This window comes from Pantoea sp. MQR6, from assembly GCF_022761075.1.
Taxonomy (GTDB): domain Bacteria; phylum Pseudomonadota; class Gammaproteobacteria; order Enterobacterales; family Enterobacteriaceae; genus Pantoea; species Pantoea phytostimulans.
Genome location: NZ_JAKYXB010000001.1, coordinates 1,354,015 through 1,375,267, shown reverse-complemented (window position 1 = coordinate 1,375,267; position 21,253 = coordinate 1,354,015). Strand labels below are relative to the sequence as shown.

Here is a 21,253-nt window from a genome sequence, read left to right as displayed (position 1 = left end):
GTTAACCGTTGCTAAATCAGGCAGTTTTCACCTTGGGTTCAGGTTTTTTTGCCAGCAGCGTGAACATCACTATCGCCGACATGAAGCAGCCAAAGATCGTTGCCGTCATGCTTAAGACTGAGGTTCCGCCGATACCGGTGATCGGCACAGCCAAAGCGCCCAGACTGAACATCGTGACGCCAATAACAGCCGATGCGCTGCCTGCACGATGCCCCTGGCTCTGCATTGCCAATGAAGAGGCCGTGGTCGCAATCACACCATTACTGGCGATGGTAAAGAAAAGCGCGACCAGCAGCAGCGGTAATGGCGCAGCGGTGAGGGCGGCCAGCAACAGCAGGCTTGAGGCGACAAAGGCCAGCGTCAAGCCGCCTTTCAGCACGCGATATTCACCCCAAAGCGGGCAGAGGCGGGCGCTGGTTTGCGAGGCGATAACCAGGCCAACACCATTGGCAGCGAAGCAGAAGCTGAAGGCCTGCGGCGATAAACCGTAAATTTGCTGTAAGACGAAAGGTGAAGCGCCGATATAGGCAAACATGCCTGACATCATAAAGCCTTGGGTCAGGCAAAAACCCATAAAGGGACGATGCGTTATCACCTGACCTAAAGCGGCATAGGCTGAAAAGATGGATCCTTTACTGCGGCGCTCTTCAGGTAACGTTTCATGCAATTTCCAACGTGCGAGGAAGATCAGCAACACGGCGATGCAGCCCAGCACCACAAAAATGCCACGCCAGTTAAGCACCGTCATCAGCACGCCACCCAGCACGGGCGCAGCGATGGGCGCCAGACCGTTAACCAGCATTAGCAGAGCAAAGAAGCGAGTAAGCTCGTGCCCGCTGTACATATCACGCGCCACCGCACGTGATAACACTGCGCCGCCCGCACCGGCTAATCCTTCGAACAGGCGCGCCAGCAGAAGCTGGTTAATATCCTGTGCCAGTGCGCACCCTATCGAGGCGATAAACAGCAGAACCAGCGATAACATCAGTGGGCGAATGCGGCCAAATTTGTCACTCATCGGGCCAAACAAAAGTTGTCCCGCGCCAAGCCCTAATAAACCTGCTGTCAGGCTGAGTTGTGCAGTGGAGGTTTCAGTATTCAGATCGTGCGCGAGTTGTGGCAACGCAGGTAAATAGAGATCGATACAAAGCGGCCCAAGTGCTGCCAGTAATCCCAGCGTGATGGCATAGACCAGCCGGTTAGAGTGTGCAGGTGTCATTTATCCTCTGAATTTTTAACAATATGATGAATCAAGGCGTGGTAAAGGGAGTGAAGGGAGGTGGCTGACGCCTTCTGCGGTGTCAACTGACGAAAAGCGGTACCTTCAACCAGCACCGCCAGTACCTCAACGCGAGCGGTAATCTGCTCTTCATTAAGCTGCGGATGATTCAGCTGCATGTTATGGCAGGCATTACTGAAAATACGCTCATCAGCAGCGCTCAGTATTTCTGCCACGCGTGGATTGCGGCTCGCTTCGGCAGCCACTTCCAGCATCAGCATTTCATCCTCCTCGCTTAGCGTTATGCGACAGGCAAGCAGGGTTGCAATGTGCTGGGCGTCGAAATGGTCGCTCATGGCCGCAACTTTGTTGTCGACTATGCGCTTTACCATCTCTTCAATCAGCGCGTCTTTGCTGGGAAAATAGCGATAAATTTGCCCGACGCTGAGATTTGCCCCCCTTGCCAGCTGCGCCATACTGGCCGCGTGAAAACCGAATTGGCGAAAGCAGTGACGCGCCGCTGAGATGATTTCATCCTTGCGGGTACGATGGCGTTCTTCTCGGGCTTCACGCTGTTTAGTCATGCCAACTCCAAATAATAGTTTTGAGAGTGCTTATTCTCGCTGGCGATTATACGGATGCCTTGACGTCAAAACAGCTTTCTTTACTAAAACCTGACGCTTCGGACTGCACTTAAAGTTCGCCATAAACTTGATAAACCTGCATTTATGTTCCAGGCTTCTCTGACATGGACAAAAAATGAGGAACAACAAGATGAATAAAGTGATGGGATGTATCGCTGCGGCGCTGACGCTGGCTGCTCTGTCTGGTTGTACGACTTACGATCGCGCAGAAAGCTACGTGACTAAGCCGGTAGTTAAGGATGTTAAAAAAGGGATGACGCGCGATCAGGTTCGCCAAATCGCCGGTACGCCGTCAACTGAAATCACGATGGTTCACGCACGCGGCACTTGCCAGACTTATGTACTGGGCGAGCGCGATGGAAAACCGCAGACCTACTTCGTGAGCTATAGCGATACCGGTCGCGTTATGAATTATGGCTTCCAGAGCTGTGCTGAGTACGATACTGACCCACAAGCTAATCAGTAATCGCAGATTGAAAACAAACGGCCCGTCAATGACGGGCCGTTTTTCGTTACGGGGTTATAAACCCGAAGGGCGCGGGACCTCAACATAATCGCCGTTGATTTCACGCTGATAGTAGTGACCATCCTGCACATAAAACCGCTTGCCGTTAAAGTCCAGGACGCGCATGCCGCCGCCGGAAGGTTCAGCAGGAGGCTCAACGACAACGTAATTGTCGCCCTGTCGCTGATAGTAACTGCCATTGAGCAGGTAATAGGTGAGTCCACCAATCAATACGGCGGTAGCGGCGTCAGGCAGGAAACCCAGTCGACCTCCGCCTCCCCAATGTGGGCCCGGCCCATGCCCCCAATCACCAGGATGAGCAAAGGCAAAAACAGGCGATAACAGGGTTAACGCCAGTACCGAGGCGATAACTTTTTTCATGCGTATTCTCCTACTAAGACTGCCTGCAGGATTCTCTTTTTAGCGGGTAAAGACAAGCTGAAAAACAGCGATTTTTCGCCTGCTTACTACGCTTAACGCTTTCTTAACGGGGCCGCCATGATGGCGAGAAATTGTGGAGGACTTTCTGCGGGAAGATAAGAAAGCCTGGCGTAAAGTCGCCAGGCTTTGGGCTGAATTTAGCGATGCGCCAGCTCGGCGTGCTCGTCGCTTTCCAACACTTTTTTGTCTGTTAAACCTAACCAGCGGCTGGTCAACGAGCCTGCTGTCATTGAACCATTCACGTTCAAGGCGGTACGGCCCATATCAATCAACGGTTCGATGGAGATTAGCAGCGCCACCAACGTTACCGGCAGGCCCATTGCAGGCAGTACAATCAGCGCTGCAAAAGTCGCACCGCCACCCACGCCTGCTACGCCTGCAGAGCTAAGCGTAACAATGCCAACCAGCGTCGCAATCCACAGTGGATCAAATGGGTTGATACCGACGGTAGGCGCCACCATTACCGCCAGCATGGTTGGGTAAAGTCCAGCACACCCATTTTGACCGATGGTGGCACCAAATGAGGCGGCAAAACTGGCAATGGATTCAGGAACACCCAGGCGACGCGTCTGCGTTTCAACACTTAATGGAATGCTGGCAGCGCTGGAGCGGCTGGTAAAAGCAAAGGTAATTACCGGCCAAACTTTTCGGAAGAAGCGCATCGGATTAATGCCATTTACCGACAGCAGGAGCGCATGCACGGCAAACATCATTGCCAGACCCAGATAAGAGGCCACCACGAAGCTGCCGAGTTTAACAATGTCTTGCAGGTTCGAACCGGCAACCACTTTGGTCATCAACGCCAGCACGCCATACGGCGTCAGCTTCATGATAAGACGCACCAGCTTCATTACCCAGGATTGCAGCGTATCAATCGCCACCAGCACGCGCTGACCTTTTACTTCATCATCTTTCAGCAGTTGCAGTGCAGCTACGCCGAGGAAAGCAGCAAAAATCACCACGCTGATGATCGAGGTTGGGTTCGCGCCTGTCAGATCGGCAAACGGATTTTTTGGGATAAAGGAGAGCAGCAGTTGTGGAACGCTGAGATCGGAAACCTTGCCAACATAGTTGCTTTGAATAGCACTCAGGCGCGCGGTTTCTTGCACACCTTGCACTAAACCTTCAGCGCTCAGGCCAAACAGGCCGGTAACAAATACGCCAACCAACGCTGAAATCGCCGTAGTAAACAGCAGCACACCAATAGTAAGTACGCTGATTTTACCCAATGACGAGGCGTTATGCAGGCGTGCCACGGCGCTGAGAATGGAGACAAACACCAACGGCATGACGATCATTTGCAGGAGCTGCACATAACCATTACCGACAATATTGAACCAGCTAATGGAGGTTTTCAGCGTTGCGCTGTTTTCACCATAAATCAGCTGTAATACCAAACCAAAAAGCACACCGATCACTAAACCGGTCAGCACTTTTTTCGACAGGCTCCATGAATTGCGACCGAACCGCGAAAGCAGCGCCAGTAGCAGCACAAAAGCCACAATATTGAGAATAAGAGGAAGGTCCATACTGAAACTCCAGAGTAATGCTGCAGAAAGTAAGCGGTATGCAGCATAATGTTAATCACGAATTAAGCCTGACCGAATGGTATCAGCAGGTTGTGGTGCAGCCTTATATCCAAATGGAATGCTTTATAACTTAATGTCGTGATTTGTCTGTTTACTGTGCGCTTTGTGCAGAAATAAGGCGACTGACGCCATTTTGCAGCGTATCAAACAATTGGCTGGGCCAACCGTTTGCACCAAAGGAAGGCATTCCGACCGGAAACCACAGGGCATATCCCACCAAGCCAAGGCACAAAACACGTTCCAGCTGATTGCCTTTTTGGCTTCTGAGAATCGGCAAGCGAAAACGCCAGCGGCAGGGCCACAATAGCGGTACACCTGCAGGTGTAAGCATGTCTGCCACAATATGGCTGAGATAACCCAGCGTCATGCCTTGCAGCACATCAGCCGGAAGCGGCCAATCTTTGGGAACGTTGACTTGAAACAACCATAATGCCGCAGCGACTGCCAGCAGGCTGTGAGTGAATCCGCGATGACCAAAGACGCGTGCGATAGGCTGAGAAATCCATCTTAATCGTTGGCCGAGCAGGGATTTAGGGTGATCGATATCGGGCAGCAAGCAGGTAAGTAACGTTGCTGGGATCAAATGCCACCAATCCGCTTCCGCCATCACTGGCGTGAGTTCGGCGCGTTTAGCGAATATAGCGCTGGCAATGGCAAAAATGATGTGGCCTTCGCCCGTCATGATAAAACCTGGCTGCAAAAAACTGTCGATGCATCCAGTATAGGGATTTAACCAGTAAATGAGAACATGTGACGCTGTAACGAAGCGTTAATTTTTTTCAAATAATAGCGGGCAACGTTACGTGGCCCGCCCAAATCATTAACGTGCCAGCCATCCTCCATCAACGGCGAGGGTATACCCATTGATATAGTCGGAGGCGGCAGAAGCGAGAAAAACAACCGGTCCCATCATGTCATCAGGATTACCCCAGCGTCCGGCTGGAATGCGGCCAAGAATTTCCTCGCTACGTGATTCGTCGTTACGTATCTGCTCGGTATTATTGGTCGCCATATAGCCCGGCGCGATGGCATTTACATTGATGTGGTGTTTTGCCCATTCATTGGCCATCAGGCGGGTTAAACCCATCACTGCACTTTTTGAAGCCGTATACGAAGGAACGCGAATCCCGCCCTGGAAGGAGAGCATGGAGGCAATGTTGATGATCTTGCCGCCGTGACCTTGGGCAATAAACTGGCGTGCTACCTGCTGAGAGAGAAAGAACAAGCTTTTGCTGTTGATGTTCATGACATCATCCCAGTCTTTTTCACTGAAGTTCAGCGCATCTTCGCGACGGATAATGCCGGCATTGTTTACCAGAATATCAATTTTACCGGCGGCGGCGACGGCTTCTTCGACAACCTGAGAAACCACTTCAGGATGAGTAAGATCGGCCTGCACGGCCCAAAATTTGCGACCCAGCGCTTCGACTTTGCTTTGGGTGTCATCAGGACCGGCACGGTTGACACCAACGATATCGCAACCTGCTTGCGCCAGTCCAAGCGCCATTCCTTGTCCTAAACCGGTGTTGCAGCCGGTTACCAGCGCCACTTTACCTTCCAGATTAAATGCATTCAGTATCATTTTGCTTCTCCTCTGCTTAACGCAGTTCGCTGATTTTGACGTGATCCATGTCATCAAAGACCTGATTTTCACCCACCATGCCCCAGATAAAGGTATAGCGCTGTGTACCCACGCCAGCGTGAATTGACCAGCTAGGCGAGATGACGGCTTGCTCATTGTGTACCAACAGATGGCGTGTCTCTTGCGGCTTGCCCATCATATGGAACACCGCAGTTTCTTCGCTCATATCAAAGTAGAAGTAGACTTCCATGCGGCGCTCATGAGTGTGACATGGCATGGTGTTCCACAAGCTGCCTTCTTCCAGTTTGGTTAAACCCATGGTCAGTTGGCAGGTGGGTAAAACATCGGGCACGATGAATTTATTGATTGTGCGGCGATTGGATGTGGCTGCATCGCCTAACGTTGTCGACGAGGCTTCTTGTAGCGTGATTTTTTTATCAGGAAAGGTGCTGTGCGCGGGCGCACTGTTGTAATAAAACTTTGCGGGCTGAGCGGGATTGGCGCTGCGGAAACTGAGGTTGCGGGCACCTTTGCCGACATACAGCGCTTCTTGATTGCCAATTTCCCAGGTTTTGCCATCAACCTCAATCACGCCCGGCCCGCCTACGTTGATCACGCCGAGTTCGCGTCGCTCAAGAAAGTAACTCACGCCAAACTGCTTGCCGAGCTCATCGCCGAAGTTAACGGTACTGTTCACCGGCATTACACCGCCGATAATGATGCGATCAATGTGGCTGTAGGTCAGCGTGTAGGTATCTGCTTCGAAGATTTTCTCAATCAGAAATTCGCGACGAAGCGCGGCGGTATCCAACTGCTTGGCGTGATCGCTGTGAATGCTTTGACGAACGTCCATCTCAGGCCTCTCTGCAAAATTGTTGTGCGCGCCCCGGTTGGGGGATTCTTTGCGCATCTTAGGCAGAGTGGTATGTGAATTCAATAAAAATGAAACGTTGTTTTATTTATTTGCGGCAGAGATCAATTCTCTGAACTTTGGTAAATAAAAGCCCGCCTGCTGGCGGGCTGAATTTAGCCTTGAAGATGGGCAACGGTTAATTGCGTGAGATCGTCGAGTTTAACATTGGCCAGCGACCAACGCGGATCGTCACGGTATTCGGCTGCGGGTACAACAATAGAGCGCATGCGTGCGGCTTTAGTGGCAATCATGCCATTAAACGAATCTTCCAGCGTGACGCAGTTCAAGGGATCGATACCGAGTTTGGCAGCGGCATCCAGATAAACCTGCGGATGCGGTTTGCTGTAAGGCAAGGATTCCGCAGAAACCAGGACATCAAAGTAGGCGCGCAAATCAAAAATTTCTAATACGCGCTCAAGCATATGTAGCGGTGAAGCAGAAGCGAGGCCAATTTTCATTCCCTGCTGCTGACACAGTTCTAACGCATCTTTCACGCCTGGAAGCAGCGGACGCGTCTCCTCAATCAGTGAAAGCGAACGCGCAATAATGCGGTTCGTCACTTCGTGTTGGCTTGGGCCATTCCACGGCAGTGTTTCGTACCACATTCTCACCACCTGATCGATACGAAGGCCGAGTGTGTCAGGCAGCTCATTACGGCGCGTCAGGTCAACGTCCAGCGTCGAGAAGATATCCATTTCAGCCTGATCCCAGAGAGGTTCAGAATCGATAATCAATCCATCCATATCGAATAAGGCAGCAAGAACAGGGCGGTGATAAGACATACGACGTCTCCTTATTTAAGTTTGCGCTACCTTAACACGACGGCATGAGGTGTGCTTAACGGGCGCAGTAGGCTCATTTTTTTGGGAAATTTCCCCCTGCGCAGGTAGACTGAGTGCACATTGGATTTTGGGTTCAGGAGATATCATGACCTATCAACAGGCTGGCCGTATCGCCATCCTTAAGCGCGTCGCTGGCTGGATAATCTTTTTGCTGGCATTGCTTTCAACGGTAATTTCCGTGCTGAGCTTTATGTTTAAGCACAGTGAAAAGCAGCCAGGTATTGATGCTGTGATGCTGGATTTTGTGCATGTAATAATCGATATGGTGCGCTTCAATACGCCATTCCTGGGCTTCTTCTGGCATAACTCGCCGGTGCCCGATTTTAATGGTCAAATGAATCTCGGCTTCTGGATTATCTATATTCTGATTTTTGTGGGGCTGGCGCTGGAAGCATCAGGTTCACGCATGGGGCGCCAGGCGCGTCATATAAAAGAAGGTGTTGAGGATCAAATGATCCTTGAGCAGGCAAAAGGCAGCGAAGGGCGCTCGCGTCAGCAATTAGAAGAGAAGATTCGTGTGCCGCGTCACACCCTGTTCCTACAGGTTTTTCCGCTTTATGTTTTGCCTGTCGTCATTGCGATAGCGGGATATTTCGCGCTCTCCCTGCTGGGATTCGTTTAAGCAATCAGGCCGGTTTGGCCTGATGCTGTGTTAACTCATCTTCATCCAATAACTGGCCAATGGCGAATTGCGCTTCGCCAAGCCAGTTACCACCAAAGACATTGGCGCGATTCAACAAATAGTAGAGTTGATAAACCGGTTGTCGCTGCGAAAAACCATCTGGTAACGGCCAAACTGCTTGATAACCCTCATAAATCTGACGCGGTAAATCCTCAAACCAGGTCAGCATTGCCAAATCACATTCACGATCGCCCCAGTAACAGGCCGGATCAAAAATCCACGGGCCTTGTACACTGCTAGCGCAGTTTGCAGGCCAGAGATCGCCGTGAAGCAGGGAAGGTTGCGGATGATGGGAAGCCAGCACACGCTGAACGCAGGCCACAATCAGATCTGTATCACCATACTGAACCCCTTTTTCAGCCGCGAGTTGCAGTTGCCAACCAATGCGTTGTTCAGCAAAGAAAACTGACCAGCGGCGTAACCAGCTGTTGGGTTGGGGGGTTGTAGTGATGTTGTTATCGAAGTCGAGGCCGAACTGAGTTTGTTCGCTCCACTGATGCAGATGTGCCAGCTGCCTGCCTAGCTGAAAAGCACTTTGTTCATCCAACGGTTGCGGAGCGATGTACTCAAGCAGGAGAAAGCTGTCATCGCGATAGCTTCCTACACCATAAACCTTAGGCACGCGCACAGTTTGCGTGCGCTCAAGCAGCGCCAGTTGATCGGCTTCCCAGGTAAACAGCGATAACATTTCGCGGCTGTTGCATTTGACGAACACGTCGTGCTCGCCATAGCGAACATGCCAGGCGGGATGGACGTCTCCGCCGGGGAGTTCATGGCGTTGTGTGATTTCGGCGTTGCCTAACTGCTCGCTTAACAGACGACTAATGGCTGACCACATTGGGCTATCCTCTTTATTCGCTGCGTAAGATCGATTGTCACGCTTAAATATTCACCAAAACCGCCGCGTATGCACGGCTTATCTGGTTAAGGAGAAGAACTTTTATTCGCGGCGTCTTGTAAGAAAGCGTCCAGCGTTGAAATAGTCACTTCAGGAGGCTTTCCTAAAATGCTTTCACCTGCCGCCGTGGCCTGCTGTTTCAATTCCGCTTCTTCAAGGGTTGTGACGATACCAAAACTGTTGGTACCCAGTTCGTGGGGATGCCCTTCATCATCCGTCAGCGTGGTAGTGAAGCCTGCTGACGTCATGCTGCTGGTCAATTCGAGAATATCGCCTAGACCAGATTCTTGAAAATGAAAGGTCACAATATAACGGGTTAACGATTGGCTACTCATTCTTCACCTCCACGTGTTTTTACTGTCCTCAGCGTAGACTACGATGAAAAAATGGGCGAGTTATTAAGGAGATGAGATCAAACTTTTGTTAATTTCGCGAGTAAAGAGATGTAAGGCGATAAATGCATCTTAAGAAAAATCTTCTGTTTATCAGGATGTATTTGCGTTAACTGCCCACTATAATGCCCCGCGTTAATCAGAAGGATCCCAATAATCAAGCGGTGTCAGGCCAAAAAGCGCGCTTTTTGCAGCGTTAATATTTGTTTACAAATCTTACCGTAAATTGCATTGCTTGACTTAGGAAACACTTCAAACTCTCCGTTTTTTAAACTGTCGCACGGATCACATTTAATGAAAGCCTTCAACAAGCTGTCTGCTGTTCTTTTGCTCTCTGCTGGAGCGTTTTGTCATCAGGCATTGGCCGATAACGCCGTCTTTACGTCTATGGATGATCCTTCCACGGCCAAAAAACCGTTTGAAGGTTCTGCGGCTGCAGGTTATCTGGCTCAAACCGGTAACACCACCAGCTCATCGCTGACCGCGCAAACCAACATGACCTGGTATAAAAGCTCAATGGCTTATAGCTTGTGGGGCAATGCGGCTAATACCTCATCTAACGATGAGCGTTCTTCCGAAACCTACAACATTGGCGGCCGTAGCCGTTATAACGTGAGCAACTACGATTACCTGTTTGGTCAGGCAAGCTGGTTGAGCGACCGTTTCAACGGTTACGATTCACGTGACGTGTTAACCGCGGGTTACGGTCGTCAGCTTCTGAATGGTCCAGTGCATTCGCTGCGTGCTGAATTCGGTCCGGGTGTACGCTATGACGATTTCCACGACGGTGGACATGAAACTAAAGCGTTGGGTTATGGCGCTGTTAGCTACCAGTGGCAGCTGACTGACACCACCAAGTTCGTACAAGGTGTGTCTGTATTAAGCAGCTTCGGTGAAGATACCACGCTGAACTCAGAAACTGGCCTGCAGGTAGCGATCAACGATCACTTCGCGTTGAAACTGGCTTATAACGTGACCTGGAATAACAATCCGCCAGAATCTGCGCCAGATCGCACCGATACCAAAACATCGATCATGCTTTCTTACGCGATGTAATCGCGATTTAGCGATCTTGGTTAAAAGCAGCCTGGCTTGATGTCAGGCTGCTTTTTTTTGATCTCTCCAAGGCTTAGGTGAAAAGGCATGGGTTTTTCTCCTCGCGTAAAACTGCTATCATCTGCGCCGCACTACAATCCTGGCGTCATTCCGACAATGTGGGTCTGACATTACGCCAGGCAAATAAATTTACTCAATGTGCATGTAGGCTTTCGTGTGGCTTACCACTGCAATTAAGGATATGAAATGCCTGTAATTACGCTTCCTGATGGCAGCCAGCGCTCTTTTGATCGCCCTGTCAGTGTCATGGATATCGCGCTGGATATTGGTCCAGGCTTAGCCAAGGCCTGCATTGCTGGGCGTGTAAACGGTGAGATGGTTGATGCAGTTGATCCCATCACCGAAGACGCCTCTGTCGCCATCATCACTGCGAAAGACGAAGCTGGTCTGGAAATTATTCGTCACTCCTGTGCGCATCTGTTGGGCCATGCGATTAAGCAGCTGTGGCCAGACACAAAAATGGCGATTGGTCCGGTGATTGATAACGGCTTCTATTATGATGTCGACATTGATCGTACCCTGACCCAGGAAGATATCGACCTGCTGGAAAAACGCATGCATCAGTTGGCTGAGTCCAATTATGATGTTGTGAAGAAAAAAGTGAGTTGGCAGGAAGCACGCGACGTCTTTGCCGCGCGTGGTGAAGTTTATAAAACCACCATCCTTGATGAGAACATCAGCCATGACGATCATCCTGGCCTGTATCATCACGAAGAATACATCGACATGTGCCGCGGTCCGCACGTGCCGAATATGCGTTTCTGCCATCATTTTAAATTGCAGAAAATTTCCGGTGCGTACTGGCGCGGTGACAGCAATAATAAGATGCTGCAGCGTATTTACGGTACCGCTTGGGCAGATAAAAAGCAGTTGGCGGCTTATCTGCAACGTTTGGAAGAGGCTGCAAAACGCGACCATCGTAAGATTGGTAAGCAGCTTGACCTCTACCATATGCAGGAAGAAGCGCCGGGTATGGTGTTCTGGCATAATGACGGCTGGACCATCTTCCGCGAGCTAGAAGTGTTTGTTCGCAGCAAGCTTAAAGAATATCAGTATCAAGAAGTTAAAGGTCCATTTATGATGGATCGCGTGCTCTGGGAAAAAACCGGGCATTGGGAAAACTATAAAGAAGCGATGTTCACCACCTCATCTGAGAACCGTGAATATTGTATCAAGCCGATGAACTGCCCGGGCCACGTGCAGATCTTCAACCAAGGCTTGAAGTCGTACCGCGATCTACCGCTGCGTATGGCTGAGTTTGGTAGCTGCCACCGTAACGAGCCATCAGGTGCGTTACATGGTTTGATGCGTGTACGTGGCTTTACCCAAGACGACGCCCACGTTTTTTGTACTGAAGAGCAAGTTCGTGACGAAGTGAATAGCTGTATTCGCATGGTTTATGACATGTACAGCACCTTCGGCTTTGAAAAGATTGTGGTAAAATTATCTACCCGTCCAGAAAAGCGTATTGGCACCGATGACATGTGGGACCGTGCCGAGGAAGACCTTGCTGCTGCGTTGAACGAGAACAATATTGAGTTCGAATTCCAGCCTGGCGAAGGCGCTTTCTATGGTCCTAAAATCGAATTCACCTTGTACGATTGCCTTGATCGTGCCTGGCAGTGCGGGACAGTTCAGCTAGACTTCTCACTGCCGAAGCGTTTAGAAGCCACTTATGTGGGTGAAAACAACGACCGTCAGACGCCAGTGATGATTCACCGCGCGATTCTGGGTTCGATGGAGCGCTTCATTGGCATTTTGACCGAGGAGTTTGCCGGTTTCTTCCCTACCTGGTTGGCACCGCTGCAAGCTGTAGTAATGAATATTACCGACGGACAAGCAGAATATGTTGAGTCTTTGACACGTAAGTTGCAGAATGCTGGCATTCGTGTAAAAGCAGACTTGAGAAACGAGAAGATAGGCTTTAAAATCCGCGAACACACATTGCGTCGCGTCCCTTATATGTTGGTCTGTGGTGATAAAGAGGTGGAAGCTGGCAAAGTGGCCGTTCGCACCCGCCGTGGTAAAGACCTTGGGTCGATGGATGTCGATGTGTTTGTTGAGAAACTGCAACAAGAAATTCGCAGCCGAAATCTTCACCAATTGGAGGAATAAAGTATTAAAGGCGGAAAACGAGTACAACCGACGCGTCCAAATCGAATCAACAGTGAAATCCGCGCGACAGAAGTGCGCCTAACAGGCGTTGATGGCGAGCAGCTTGGCATTGTCAGTCTACGTGAAGCTTTGGAAAAAGCTGAGGAATCGGGCGTTGATTTAGTAGAAATCAGCCCGAATGCCGAACCGCCGGTTTGCCGCATCATGGACTACGGCAAGTTCCTCTATGAGAAAAGCAAATCTTCTAAGGAACAGAAGAAGAAGCAAAAAGTTATTCAGGTTAAGGAAATTAAATTCCGTCCTGGAACCGATGATGGCGACTATCAGGTCAAACTACGCAACCTGATTCGCTTTCTGGAAGAAGGCGATAAAGCCAAAATCACGCTGCGTTTCCGCGGTCGTGAGATGGCGCACCAGCAGATCGGTATGGAAGTGCTTAATCGCGTCCGTAAAGATCTGTGTGAAGATCTGGAATTGGCCATTGTTGAATCTTTCCCTTCGAGGATTGAAGGCCGCCAGATGATCATGGTGCTCGCACCTAAGAAGAAACAGTAGGCTTTCAAGTAACACCAACCGCGCAGCGTTCGCGCTGTGCGGGGATGTGTTCGCCTGTCTGGGTCATGTTATTAACAATGCGAAGTGGATATTTTTTAAAATGCCAAAGATTAAAACTGTACGTGGCGCGGCTAAGCGCTTCAAGAAGACCGCTTCTGGCGGCTTCAAGCGTAAACACGCAAACCTGCGTCATATTCTGACTAAAAAATCTACTAAGCGTAAACGTCACCTGCGCCCTAAAGGCATGGTTTCTAAAGGCGATCTGGGTCTGGTTATTGCCTGCCTGCCGTACGCATAAGTCCATTTTTTTTAAACAGAATATAGAACAGGAGAGCTCATATGGCTCGCGTTAAACGTGGTGTAGTTGCTCGCGCACGTCACAAAAAAATCTTAAAACAAGCTAAAGGCTATTACGGTGCACGTTCACGTGTATACCGCGTTGCCTTCCAGGCTGTTATCAAAGCTGGTCAGTATGCTTACCGTGACCGTCGTCAACGTAAGCGTCAGTTCCGTCAGCTGTGGATCGCACGTATCAACGCTGCGGCGCGTCAGAACGGTATGTCTTACAGCCGTTTCATCAATGGCCTGAAAAAAGCTGCCATTGAAATTGACCGTAAAATCCTGGCCGACATCGCCGTATTCGACAAAGTGACATTCTCTGCACTTGTTGAAAAAGCGAAATCAGCTCTGGCGTAAGTCAGTTGAAAAAGGGAGCTTGCTCCCTTTTTTATTGCCTGTAACTCAAGCAAAAGATTGACATTTTCACCGCTGCGCATTTCAATAGCACCCTTAATTAATAACAAGGTAACCGCAAGCATGAATGCTGCTATTTTCCGTTTCTTTTTTTACTTTAGCGCCTGACATTAGGGGCTTTTGCGCATAAGAAAAGAAACGAAAAATCGCGCCGAAAGCCTCCCTCGTGGAGGCTTTTTTGTTTCTGGCGATAGTACATTGGACCAGCAGGTCCCAACGAGAACTGACCAGCCTGACTGGAAGAAGAGGAAAACATGTCCCAACTCGCAGAACTGGTGGCCAAAGCCACGGCGGCCATTGACGGGTCGACGGATATCGCCGCCCTTGACGCAGTACGCGTCGAATATTTGGGTAAGAAAGGATATCTGACGCTTCAGATGACCACACTACGCGAGCTGCCGGCAGAAGAGCGCCCAGCAGCAGGCGCGGTAATCAATGAAGCCAAGCAGCAAGTGACTGAGCATCTGACTGCGCGCAAAGATGCGCTGGAATCTGCAGCACTGAATGCACGTCTGGCAGCAGAAACCATCGACGTATCTCTGCCGGGTCGCCGCACTGAAAATGGTGGCTTGCATCCGGTTACGCGCACCATTGATCGTATCGAAAACTTTTTTGGTGAGTTAGGTTTCGCAGTCGTTACCGGCCCAGAAATTGAAGATGATTATCATAACTTTGATGCGCTGAATATTCCGGGGCACCATCCCGCTCGTGCCGATCACGATACCTTCTGGTTTGATGCTACGCGCCTGCTGCGCACGCAAACTTCGGGTGTACAGATTCGTACCATGAAAGAGCAGCAGCCACCCATTCGTATCATTGCGCCAGGGCGCGTGTATCGTAACGATTACGACCAAACGCACACGCCAATGTTCCATCAGATGGAAGGCCTGATTGTCGATAAAAACATCAGCTTTACCAATCTGAAAGGCACATTGCACGATTTTCTGAACAACTTCTTTGAAGAGAATTTGCAGATCCGCTTCCGTCCTTCCTATTTTCCCTTTACCGAGCCATCAGCAGAAGTCGATGTAATGGGTAAAAACGGCAAGTGGCTTGAAGTATTGGGCTGCGGCATGGTGCACCCGAACGTTCTGCGTAACGTAGGCATCGATCCTGAAATCTATTCTGGCTTTGCATTTGGTATGGGCATGGAGCGTCTGACCATGTTGCGCTATGGCGTAACCGATCTGCGTGCTTTCTTCGAAAATGATTTACGTTTCCTCAAACAATTTAAGTAAGGGCAGGTTATCCAATGAAATTCAGTGAACTCTGGTTACGCGAATGGGTAAATCCAGCCCTGGACAGCGCAGCGCTGTCTGAGCAAATCACCATGGCAGGTTTAGAGGTCGATGGCGTAGATCCTGTTGCTGGCGCGTTTCATGGCGTGGTAGTGGGTGAAGTTGTTGAATGCGGACAGCATCCGAATGCCGACAAACTGCGTGTCACCAAAATCAATGTAGGTGGCGAGCGCCTACTGGACATCGTCTGTGGCGCACCAAACTGCCGCCAGGGCCTCAAAGTCGCAGTGGCTACCGTTGGCGCAGTGCTGCCGGGTGACTTCAAAATCAAAGCCGCAAAACTGCGTGGTGAGCCGTCTGAAGGCATGCTGTGTTCATTCTCAGAGCTGGGTATTTCAGATGACCATAACGGCATTATTGAACTGCCTGCAGAGGCGCCGATTGGCACCGATATTCGTGAATATCTGCAGCTCAATGACAACACCATTGAAATCAGCGTGACGCCAAACCGCGCAGATTGCCTCGGTATCATCGGTATCGCCCGCGATGTCGCAGTATTGAATGGTTTACCGCTCAACGCACCGGAAATCAATTCGGTTGCTGCGACCATCAATGACACTTTCCTGATTCGCGTTGATGCAACAGAAGCTTGCCCACGCTATTTGGGCCGCGTAGTGAAGGGCGTTAACGTTGCTGCCTCCACACCGTTGTGGATGAAAGAAAAGCTACGTCGCTGTGGTATTCGATCTATCGATCCGGTGGTTGATATCACTAACTACGTCCTGCTGGAGCTGGGCCAGCCGATGCACGCCTTCGACCTTGACCGCATTGATGGCGGAATAGTGGTGCGTATGGCGAAAGAAGGTGAAACCTTAACGTTACTGGACGGTACTGAAGCCAAATTGAGCAGCGACACGCTGGTCATTGCCGATCATCATAAAGCGCTGGCAATGGCCGGTATTTTTGGTGGTGAGCATTCTGGTGTAAATACTGAAACGCAAAACATCCTGTTTGAATGTGCCTTTTTCGATCCGCTGGCGATTACGGGGCGTGCCCGCCGTCAAGGTTTGCACACCGATGCCTCGCATCGCTACGAACGCGGTGTTGATCCGGCGTTGCAGCACAAAGCATTGGAACGCGCTACGCAACTACTGCTGGACGTTTGTGGGGGCGAAGCGGGTCCGATAATCGACCAGACGCACCAGGCATCTTTGCCGCCGCGGGCCACTATTATTTTGCGTCGTGAAAAACTCGACCGCCTCATTGGTCATGCGATTGCAGACGATCAGGTGACGGATATTCTGACGCGCTTGGGTTGCCAGGTCACTGTGAGCGAAGGTGAGTGGAAAGCCGTTGCGCCAAGCTGGCGTTTCGACATGACGATTGAAGAAGATCTGATTGAAGAAGTCGCGCGTATTTACGGCTACAACAACATCCCAGACGTGCCGGTTCAGGCTGGTTTGATCATGACTCAGCATCGTGAAGCGAATCTTTCCCTGAAGCGTGCCAAAACCTTGCTGGTTGATAAAGGTTATCAGGAAGCGATCACCTACAGCTTTGTTGATCCAAAAATTCAACAGCTGCTGCATCCGGGTGAAGAAGCGCTGATCCTGCCAAGCCCGATTTCCAGCGACATGTCGACTATGCGCCTGTCACTGTGGACTGGATTGTTGAGTGCGGTGGTCTACAACCAGAATCGCCAACAGAGCCGCGTTCGCTTCTTTGAAAGCGGATTACGCTTTGTGCCGGATACACAAGCCGATTTAGGTATTCGTCAGGATCTTATGCTGTCTGGCGTATTGAGCGGTAATCGTAACGAAGAGCATTGGGATCTGGCGCGTCAGTCGGTTGACTTCTATGATTTAAAAGGCGATTTAGAATCGCTGCTCGATTTAACCGGCAAACTGGATAACATTAGCTTCCGTGCAGAAGCCAATCCGGCACTGCATCCGGGGCAAAGCGCAGCCATTTATTTACAGGATGAACGAATCGGATTTATCGGGGTGGTTCATCCTGAGCTGGAACGTAAGCTTGATCTCAATGGTCGCACCTTAGTCTTTGAACTGCTTTGGAATAAGGTTGCAGACCGCGTCCTGCCTGACGCGCGCGAGATTTCACGCTTCCCGGCAAACCGTCGTGATATCGCCGTTGTGGTGGCTGAAAACGTCCCAGCAGCAGATATCATCGCGGAGTGTAAGAAAGTTGGCGTAAATCAGGTAGTTGGCGTAAACTTGTTTGACGTGTACCGCGGTAAGGGCGTTTCCGAGGGCTTTAAGAGCCTCGCTATCAGCCTGATTTTGCAGGATACCAGCCGGACACTCGAAGAAGAGGAGATTGCCGCGACCGTTGGCAAATGCGTTGCGGCATTAAAAGAGCGATTCCAGGCAACCTTGAGGGATTGAACCTATGGCGCTTACAAAAGCTGAAATGTCAGAATACCTGTTTGAGAAACTCGGGCTTAGCAAACGCGATGCAAAAGAGTTAGTGGAGCTGTTTTTCGAGGAGGTGCGTCGCGCTTTGGAAAATGGAGAACAGGTAAAATTGTCTGGGTTTGGTAATTTCGACCTGCGAGACAAAAACCAGCGTCCAGGCAGAAACCCGAAGACGGGAGAAGATATCCCAATCACTGCGCGTCGCGTCGTGACATTCCGTCCAGGGCAGAAGCTGAAAAGCCGCGTCGAGAACGCTACACCCAAAGAAACTGACTAATTTCAGTATTCAAAAAAGGCCGCGAAAGCGGCCTTTTTCATATCCAGCGTCCGCAGATAACCTTAAAAGCGCTCACAATATCTTCACTCTGTCAGGATTATGTAAGCTTCTGGAAAACATCTGGAAAATCAGCACCTACTGATAGTGACCTGCCAGCGGCTTTTGTTATAACAGCGCCATCACATAACAAGAGGTCAGGCTGATGAAAAAGACAGCTATTTTATTAAGCATCCTGTTAGGCATGCCGCTGCTAGCAAACGCAAATGTTTCCGTGAGCATTAACACGCCGGGCGTTTCCGTCCATATTGGCGATCGCGATAATCGCGGTTATTACTGGGACGGTTTTGACTGGCGTCAGCCTACCTGGTGGAAGCAGCATCAGGGGCGCCACGTTGGCCTGAAAGGCCCGCACGGTTACTGGAATGGAAATGGTTGGCAGTCACAGCATCCAGGCAATCGTCAGCCAGCAAAAGCACCACAGCGGCATGACAACAAACCGCAGACCCATAACACCCAGCAGAATCAGGCTAAACCGCAGCAAAATCATGACAACAATGGTCATGGCAACAACGGTCAACCGATTCCACCACATAAATAAGTTTGCGGCGCCTCAGGCGCCGCTTCTCTATCCTTTCTTTTTTTTACAATCCCACTACAATCAAATCTCTGTTTTCTCAGCCAATCCTGCTTATGTCTCTGCTAGACCAGCTCGCCCGTCAGGCCGATCGTCGTAGCCAAAAATGGTTATACGGCTTAGGTTTCATGCTGCTTATATTGTTATTTTTTAGTCTGTGTGCGGGTGACAGTTGGATCGCACCTTCACAGTGGATGAGCGACAGCGGCAAGCTCTTTGTCTGGCAATTGCGCATGCCGCGTACCTTAGCGGTGATGCTGGTCGGTGCCGCGTTAGCGGTGTGTGGCGTGGTGATGCAGGCACTGTTTACTAATCCGCTGGCAGAGCCGGGATTACTTGGCGTATCTAATGGCGCTGGCATTGGCTTGGTGCTTGGCGTGCTGCTAGGCAGCGGTTCATTGTGGAGTCTCAGTCTGGCAGCCATCTCAGGTGCCCTGATCATTACCTTAATTTTGCTGCATTTTGCTCATCGTCAGCTCTCGGTCACGCGTTTGCTGTTAACTGGCGTCGCCTTGGGCATTATCTGCAGCGCCATCATGACCTGGGCCGTTTACTTCAGTACCAGCCTCGATTTACGGCAGTTGATGTATTGGATGATGGGGGGCTTCAGCGGTATCGACTGGCGCTATGGCTGGATGATGTTGGCTTTATTGCCCGTGACGTTGGCGCTGACTCAAACATCACGCGTGCTTAATCTGTTGGCGTTGGGAGAAACTTCAGCACGCCAGCTCGGCCTGTCGCTTTTTTTCTGGCGCAATATACTGGTGCTGGCGATGGGATGGCTGGTCGGCGTAAGCGTGGCGATGGCAGGTGCAATTGGTTTTGTCGGTTTGGTCATTCCGCATTTATTACGGCTGAGTGGATTAAGCGATCATCGCTATTTATTACCGGCAGCGGCATTAGCGGGTGCCAGCGTGCTGCTGGGTGCTGATATTATTGCTCGTCTGGTGTTAACCTCCGCAGAACTGCCAATTGGTGTGGTCACGGCAACGCTTGGCGCGCCTCTGTTTATTGCGCTATTAGTGAAATCTTCGCGCTAGCTTCGGCTGGCTTAATGCATCAACAACAGGAATTCGTTATGAGCATTTATCAAACTGAACTGGTTACGCTTGATGGGGAAAAAACCTCACTGTCTCAGTGGCAAGGCAAAGTATTGTTGGTCGTTAACGTAGCGTCAAAATGCGGTTTAACACCTCAGTATGAAGAGCTGGAGAACATCCATAAAGCCTGGCAGGAGCAGGGTTTTAGCGTATTGGGTTTCCCTTGCAACCAGTTTCTTGAGCAAGAGCCGGGCAGCAGTGAAGAGATCAAAACTTTTTGCAGTACCACCTATGGCGTAACTTTCCCGATGTTTGCCAAAACGGACGTCAACGGAGAAAGCCGCCATCCGCTGTATGCGTTATTGACAGCAGCAAAACCCGATGCGGTGCGCCCAGAGGGCAGTGGTTTTTACGAGCGCCAGGTAAGTAAAGGGCGTGCACCTAAGGCGACAGGCGATATCCTGTGGAATTTCGAAAAATTCCTGATTGGTCGCGATGGACAGGTGGTACAGCGATTTGCGCCTGATATGTTGCCAGAAGATCCGATTATTCTCGAAACGATTAAAGCGGCTTTAGCAAAATAGATGTTCTTTAGCCTGAAAGACGCAGCCGTCTCTGGACGGCTGCTGCCTTTTACCGCCGAATTACACAGCGGTAAGTTAATGCATGTTGTTGGGCCAAATGGGGCCGGGAAAAGCACCTTACTTGCGCTGTTAGCCGGTTTACAACCTTATGATGGCGAAGCCAGTTTATTGGGTAATCCATTGCATGAATGGCGCGGATCTGCATTAGCTCAGCTGCGTGCGTGGTTACCGCAGCAGCACATTCCCCTCAGCCCAATGCCGGTTTATCACTATATACGTCTGCATCTGCAATCTACACTGCCGCAGGCCGATCAACGGCTCACTGAATTACTGGATAAATTCCAACTACGCGACAAACTCAGGCGATCGTTAACCGAGCTTTCCGGTGGCGAGTGGCAGCGTGTGCGTTTGGTCGCGGCCTGCGCACAAGTCGACCCGCAGATTAATGCGCAAGGTCGCTTGCTGATCCTTGATGAGCCGATGACCGCACTCGACATTGCACAGCAAAAAGCGGTGGATGAGGTCATCAAAGAACTGTGTCAGGCAGGTATTTGCGTTATTGCCAGTAGCCACGATCTCAACCACAGCCTGCTTCATGCTGATAGCGCGTGGTTGCTGCATCGAGGCAAGCTCATGGCGCAGGGTGAACCTTCACGCGTTTTGACGCCAGAGCGCCTGTCACCCTTGTATCACATCACGTTTCGTCAGCTGGAACTGGAAGGGCGCACGCTGCTCACTGTCATGCCGTGACGGCTTGCCACGCACAGCGCTTTGCCGCTACATTAACGCGGTTACGATTTTA

General features: G+C 50.6%; 25 protein-coding genes and 1 other annotated feature. Of the genes, 15 read left to right on the top strand and 10 right to left on the bottom strand.

The window, feature by feature from the left end:
• Nucleotides 1-16: 16 nt before the first annotated feature.
• Both MUG06_RS06375 and MUG06_RS06370 read right to left on the bottom strand, forming a co-directional pair.
• The gene (locus tag MUG06_RS06375; protein WP_243078083.1) at nt 17-1,219 is read right to left on the bottom strand and encodes a multidrug effflux MFS transporter; all 1,203 of its coding nucleotides are present in this window, start codon (nt 1,217-1,219) and stop codon (nt 17-19) included.
• Complete coding sequence (locus MUG06_RS06370) at nt 1,216-1,803, bottom strand: TetR/AcrR family transcriptional regulator (RefSeq protein WP_215846960.1); 588 nt, start codon at nt 1,801-1,803, stop codon at nt 1,216-1,218. The genes MUG06_RS06375 and MUG06_RS06370 overlap by 4 nt, the downstream gene beginning before the upstream one ends.
• 190 nt (nt 1,804-1,993) lie before the next feature.
• Here MUG06_RS06370 and osmE point away from each other — a divergent pair, with 190 nt between their 5' ends.
• Nucleotides 1,994-2,329, top strand: a complete 336-nt coding sequence (gene osmE, locus MUG06_RS06365) for an osmotically-inducible lipoprotein OsmE (RefSeq protein ID WP_215846959.1) — start codon at nt 1,994-1,996, stop codon at nt 2,327-2,329.
• 54 nt (nt 2,330-2,383) lie between these two features.
• On the opposite strand, the gene MUG06_RS06360 is transcribed toward osmE, so the two are convergent.
• The 6 genes from MUG06_RS06360 to hxpB all read right to left on the bottom strand — a co-directional run bounded on the left by MUG06_RS06360 (nt 2,384) and on the right by hxpB (nt 7,675).
• Nucleotides 2,384-2,749, bottom strand: a complete 366-nt coding sequence (locus MUG06_RS06360) for a DUF6515 family protein (RefSeq protein ID WP_243078082.1) — start codon at nt 2,747-2,749, stop codon at nt 2,384-2,386.
• 197 nt (nt 2,750-2,946) lie between these two features.
• On the bottom strand, nt 2,947-4,338 hold the full coding sequence (locus MUG06_RS06355) for an L-cystine transporter (protein ID WP_215846957.1): 1,392 nt from the start codon (nt 4,336-4,338) through the stop codon (nt 2,947-2,949).
• 151 nt (nt 4,339-4,489) lie between these two features.
• Complete coding sequence (locus tag MUG06_RS06350) at nt 4,490-5,080, bottom strand: metal-dependent hydrolase (protein WP_243078081.1); 591 nt, start codon at nt 5,078-5,080, stop codon at nt 4,490-4,492.
• 138 nt (nt 5,081-5,218) lie between these two features.
• On the bottom strand, nt 5,219-5,980 hold the full coding sequence (kduD, locus tag MUG06_RS06345; protein WP_243078080.1) for a 2-dehydro-3-deoxy-D-gluconate 5-dehydrogenase KduD: 762 nt from the start codon (nt 5,978-5,980) through the stop codon (nt 5,219-5,221).
• A gap of 16 nt (nt 5,981-5,996) precedes the next feature.
• The gene (gene kduI, locus MUG06_RS06340) at nt 5,997-6,833 is read right to left on the bottom strand and encodes a 5-dehydro-4-deoxy-D-glucuronate isomerase (RefSeq protein ID WP_243078079.1); all 837 of its coding nucleotides are present in this window, start codon (nt 6,831-6,833) and stop codon (nt 5,997-5,999) included.
• A gap of 173 nt (nt 6,834-7,006) precedes the next feature.
• Nucleotides 7,007-7,675: a hexitol phosphatase HxpB gene (gene hxpB, locus MUG06_RS06335; protein ID WP_243078078.1), complete on the bottom strand. Its 669-nt coding sequence runs from the start codon at nt 7,673-7,675 to the stop codon at nt 7,007-7,009.
• Between the two features lie 145 nt (nt 7,676-7,820).
• On the opposite strand from hxpB, the gene MUG06_RS06330 reads away from it, so the two are divergent.
• Nucleotides 7,821-8,357 (top strand): YniB family protein, encoded by a 537-nt coding sequence (locus MUG06_RS06330; protein WP_215846952.1) that lies wholly within the window; start codon nt 7,821-7,823, stop codon nt 8,355-8,357.
• 4 nt (nt 8,358-8,361) lie between these two features.
• Here MUG06_RS06330 and MUG06_RS06325 read toward each other — a convergent pair whose 3' ends face one another.
• On the bottom strand, nt 8,362-9,255 hold the full coding sequence (locus MUG06_RS06325) for a fructosamine kinase family protein (protein ID WP_243078077.1): 894 nt from the start codon (nt 9,253-9,255) through the stop codon (nt 8,362-8,364).
• Between the two features lie 86 nt (nt 9,256-9,341).
• The gene (gene ghoS / locus MUG06_RS06320; protein WP_215846951.1) at nt 9,342-9,650 is read right to left on the bottom strand and encodes a type V toxin-antitoxin system endoribonuclease antitoxin GhoS; all 309 of its coding nucleotides are present in this window, start codon (nt 9,648-9,650) and stop codon (nt 9,342-9,344) included.
• Between the two features lie 351 nt (nt 9,651-10,001).
• Between ghoS and MUG06_RS06315 the strand changes: the two genes are divergently transcribed.
• The 13 genes from MUG06_RS06315 to btuD all read left to right on the top strand — a co-directional run bounded on the left by MUG06_RS06315 (nt 10,002) and on the right by btuD (nt 21,201).
• Nucleotides 10,002-10,763 (top strand): DUF481 domain-containing protein, encoded by a 762-nt coding sequence (locus tag MUG06_RS06315; protein WP_215846950.1) that lies wholly within the window; start codon nt 10,002-10,004, stop codon nt 10,761-10,763.
• Between the two features lie 246 nt (nt 10,764-11,009).
• Nucleotides 11,010-12,938, top strand: a complete 1,929-nt coding sequence (thrS, locus tag MUG06_RS06310; RefSeq protein WP_243078076.1) for a threonine--tRNA ligase — start codon at nt 11,010-11,012, stop codon at nt 12,936-12,938.
• 3 nt (nt 12,939-12,941) lie between these two features.
• Nucleotides 12,942-13,493: a translation initiation factor IF-3 gene (infC, locus tag MUG06_RS06305; protein ID WP_215848291.1), complete on the top strand. Its 552-nt coding sequence runs from the start codon at nt 12,942-12,944 to the stop codon at nt 13,491-13,493.
• 100 nt (nt 13,494-13,593) lie between these two features.
• On the top strand, nt 13,594-13,791 hold the full coding sequence (gene rpmI / locus MUG06_RS06300; RefSeq protein WP_004157374.1) for a 50S ribosomal protein L35: 198 nt from the start codon (nt 13,594-13,596) through the stop codon (nt 13,789-13,791).
• 41 nt (nt 13,792-13,832) lie between these two features.
• A complete protein-coding gene (rplT, locus tag MUG06_RS06295; RefSeq protein WP_098050756.1) occupies nt 13,833-14,189 on the top strand; it encodes a 50S ribosomal protein L20 in 357 nt (118 codons plus the stop codon).
• Between the two features lie 115 nt (nt 14,190-14,304).
• Nucleotides 14,305-14,429, top strand: a sequence feature (Phe leader region).
• Nucleotides 14,310-14,354, top strand: a complete 45-nt coding sequence (gene pheM / locus MUG06_RS06290; RefSeq protein ID WP_106120997.1) for a pheST operon leader peptide PheM — start codon at nt 14,310-14,312, stop codon at nt 14,352-14,354. (Overlaps the previous feature by 45 nt.)
• Before the next feature lie 71 nt (nt 14,430-14,500).
• Entirely contained in the window at nt 14,501-15,484 is a 984-nt protein-coding gene (pheS, locus tag MUG06_RS06285; protein WP_215846949.1) for a phenylalanine--tRNA ligase subunit alpha, read from the top strand.
• Between the two features lie 14 nt (nt 15,485-15,498).
• Nucleotides 15,499-17,886, top strand: a complete 2,388-nt coding sequence (pheT, locus tag MUG06_RS06280) for a phenylalanine--tRNA ligase subunit beta (protein ID WP_243078075.1) — start codon at nt 15,499-15,501, stop codon at nt 17,884-17,886.
• A gap of 4 nt (nt 17,887-17,890) precedes the next feature.
• The gene (gene ihfA, locus MUG06_RS06275; protein ID WP_003853259.1) at nt 17,891-18,193 is read left to right on the top strand and encodes an integration host factor subunit alpha; all 303 of its coding nucleotides are present in this window, start codon (nt 17,891-17,893) and stop codon (nt 18,191-18,193) included.
• A gap of 202 nt (nt 18,194-18,395) precedes the next feature.
• Nucleotides 18,396-18,791, top strand: coding sequence for a DUF2502 domain-containing protein (locus MUG06_RS06270; RefSeq protein WP_215846947.1), 396 nt, complete (start codon nt 18,396-18,398; stop codon nt 18,789-18,791).
• Nucleotides 18,792-18,883: 92 nt separating this feature from the next.
• A complete protein-coding gene (gene btuC, locus MUG06_RS06265) occupies nt 18,884-19,867 on the top strand; it encodes a vitamin B12 ABC transporter permease BtuC (protein ID WP_243078074.1) in 984 nt (327 codons plus the stop codon).
• A gap of 38 nt (nt 19,868-19,905) precedes the next feature.
• Nucleotides 19,906-20,451 carry a glutathione peroxidase gene (locus MUG06_RS06260; RefSeq protein ID WP_243078073.1) on the top strand — a complete coding sequence of 182 codons (546 nt, stop codon included), beginning with the start codon at nt 19,906-19,908 and terminating at the stop codon, nt 20,449-20,451.
• Nucleotides 20,452-21,201, top strand: coding sequence for a vitamin B12 ABC transporter ATP-binding protein BtuD (gene btuD, locus MUG06_RS06255; protein WP_243078072.1), 750 nt, complete (start codon nt 20,452-20,454; stop codon nt 21,199-21,201).
• Nucleotides 21,202-21,253 lie beyond the last annotated feature (52 nt).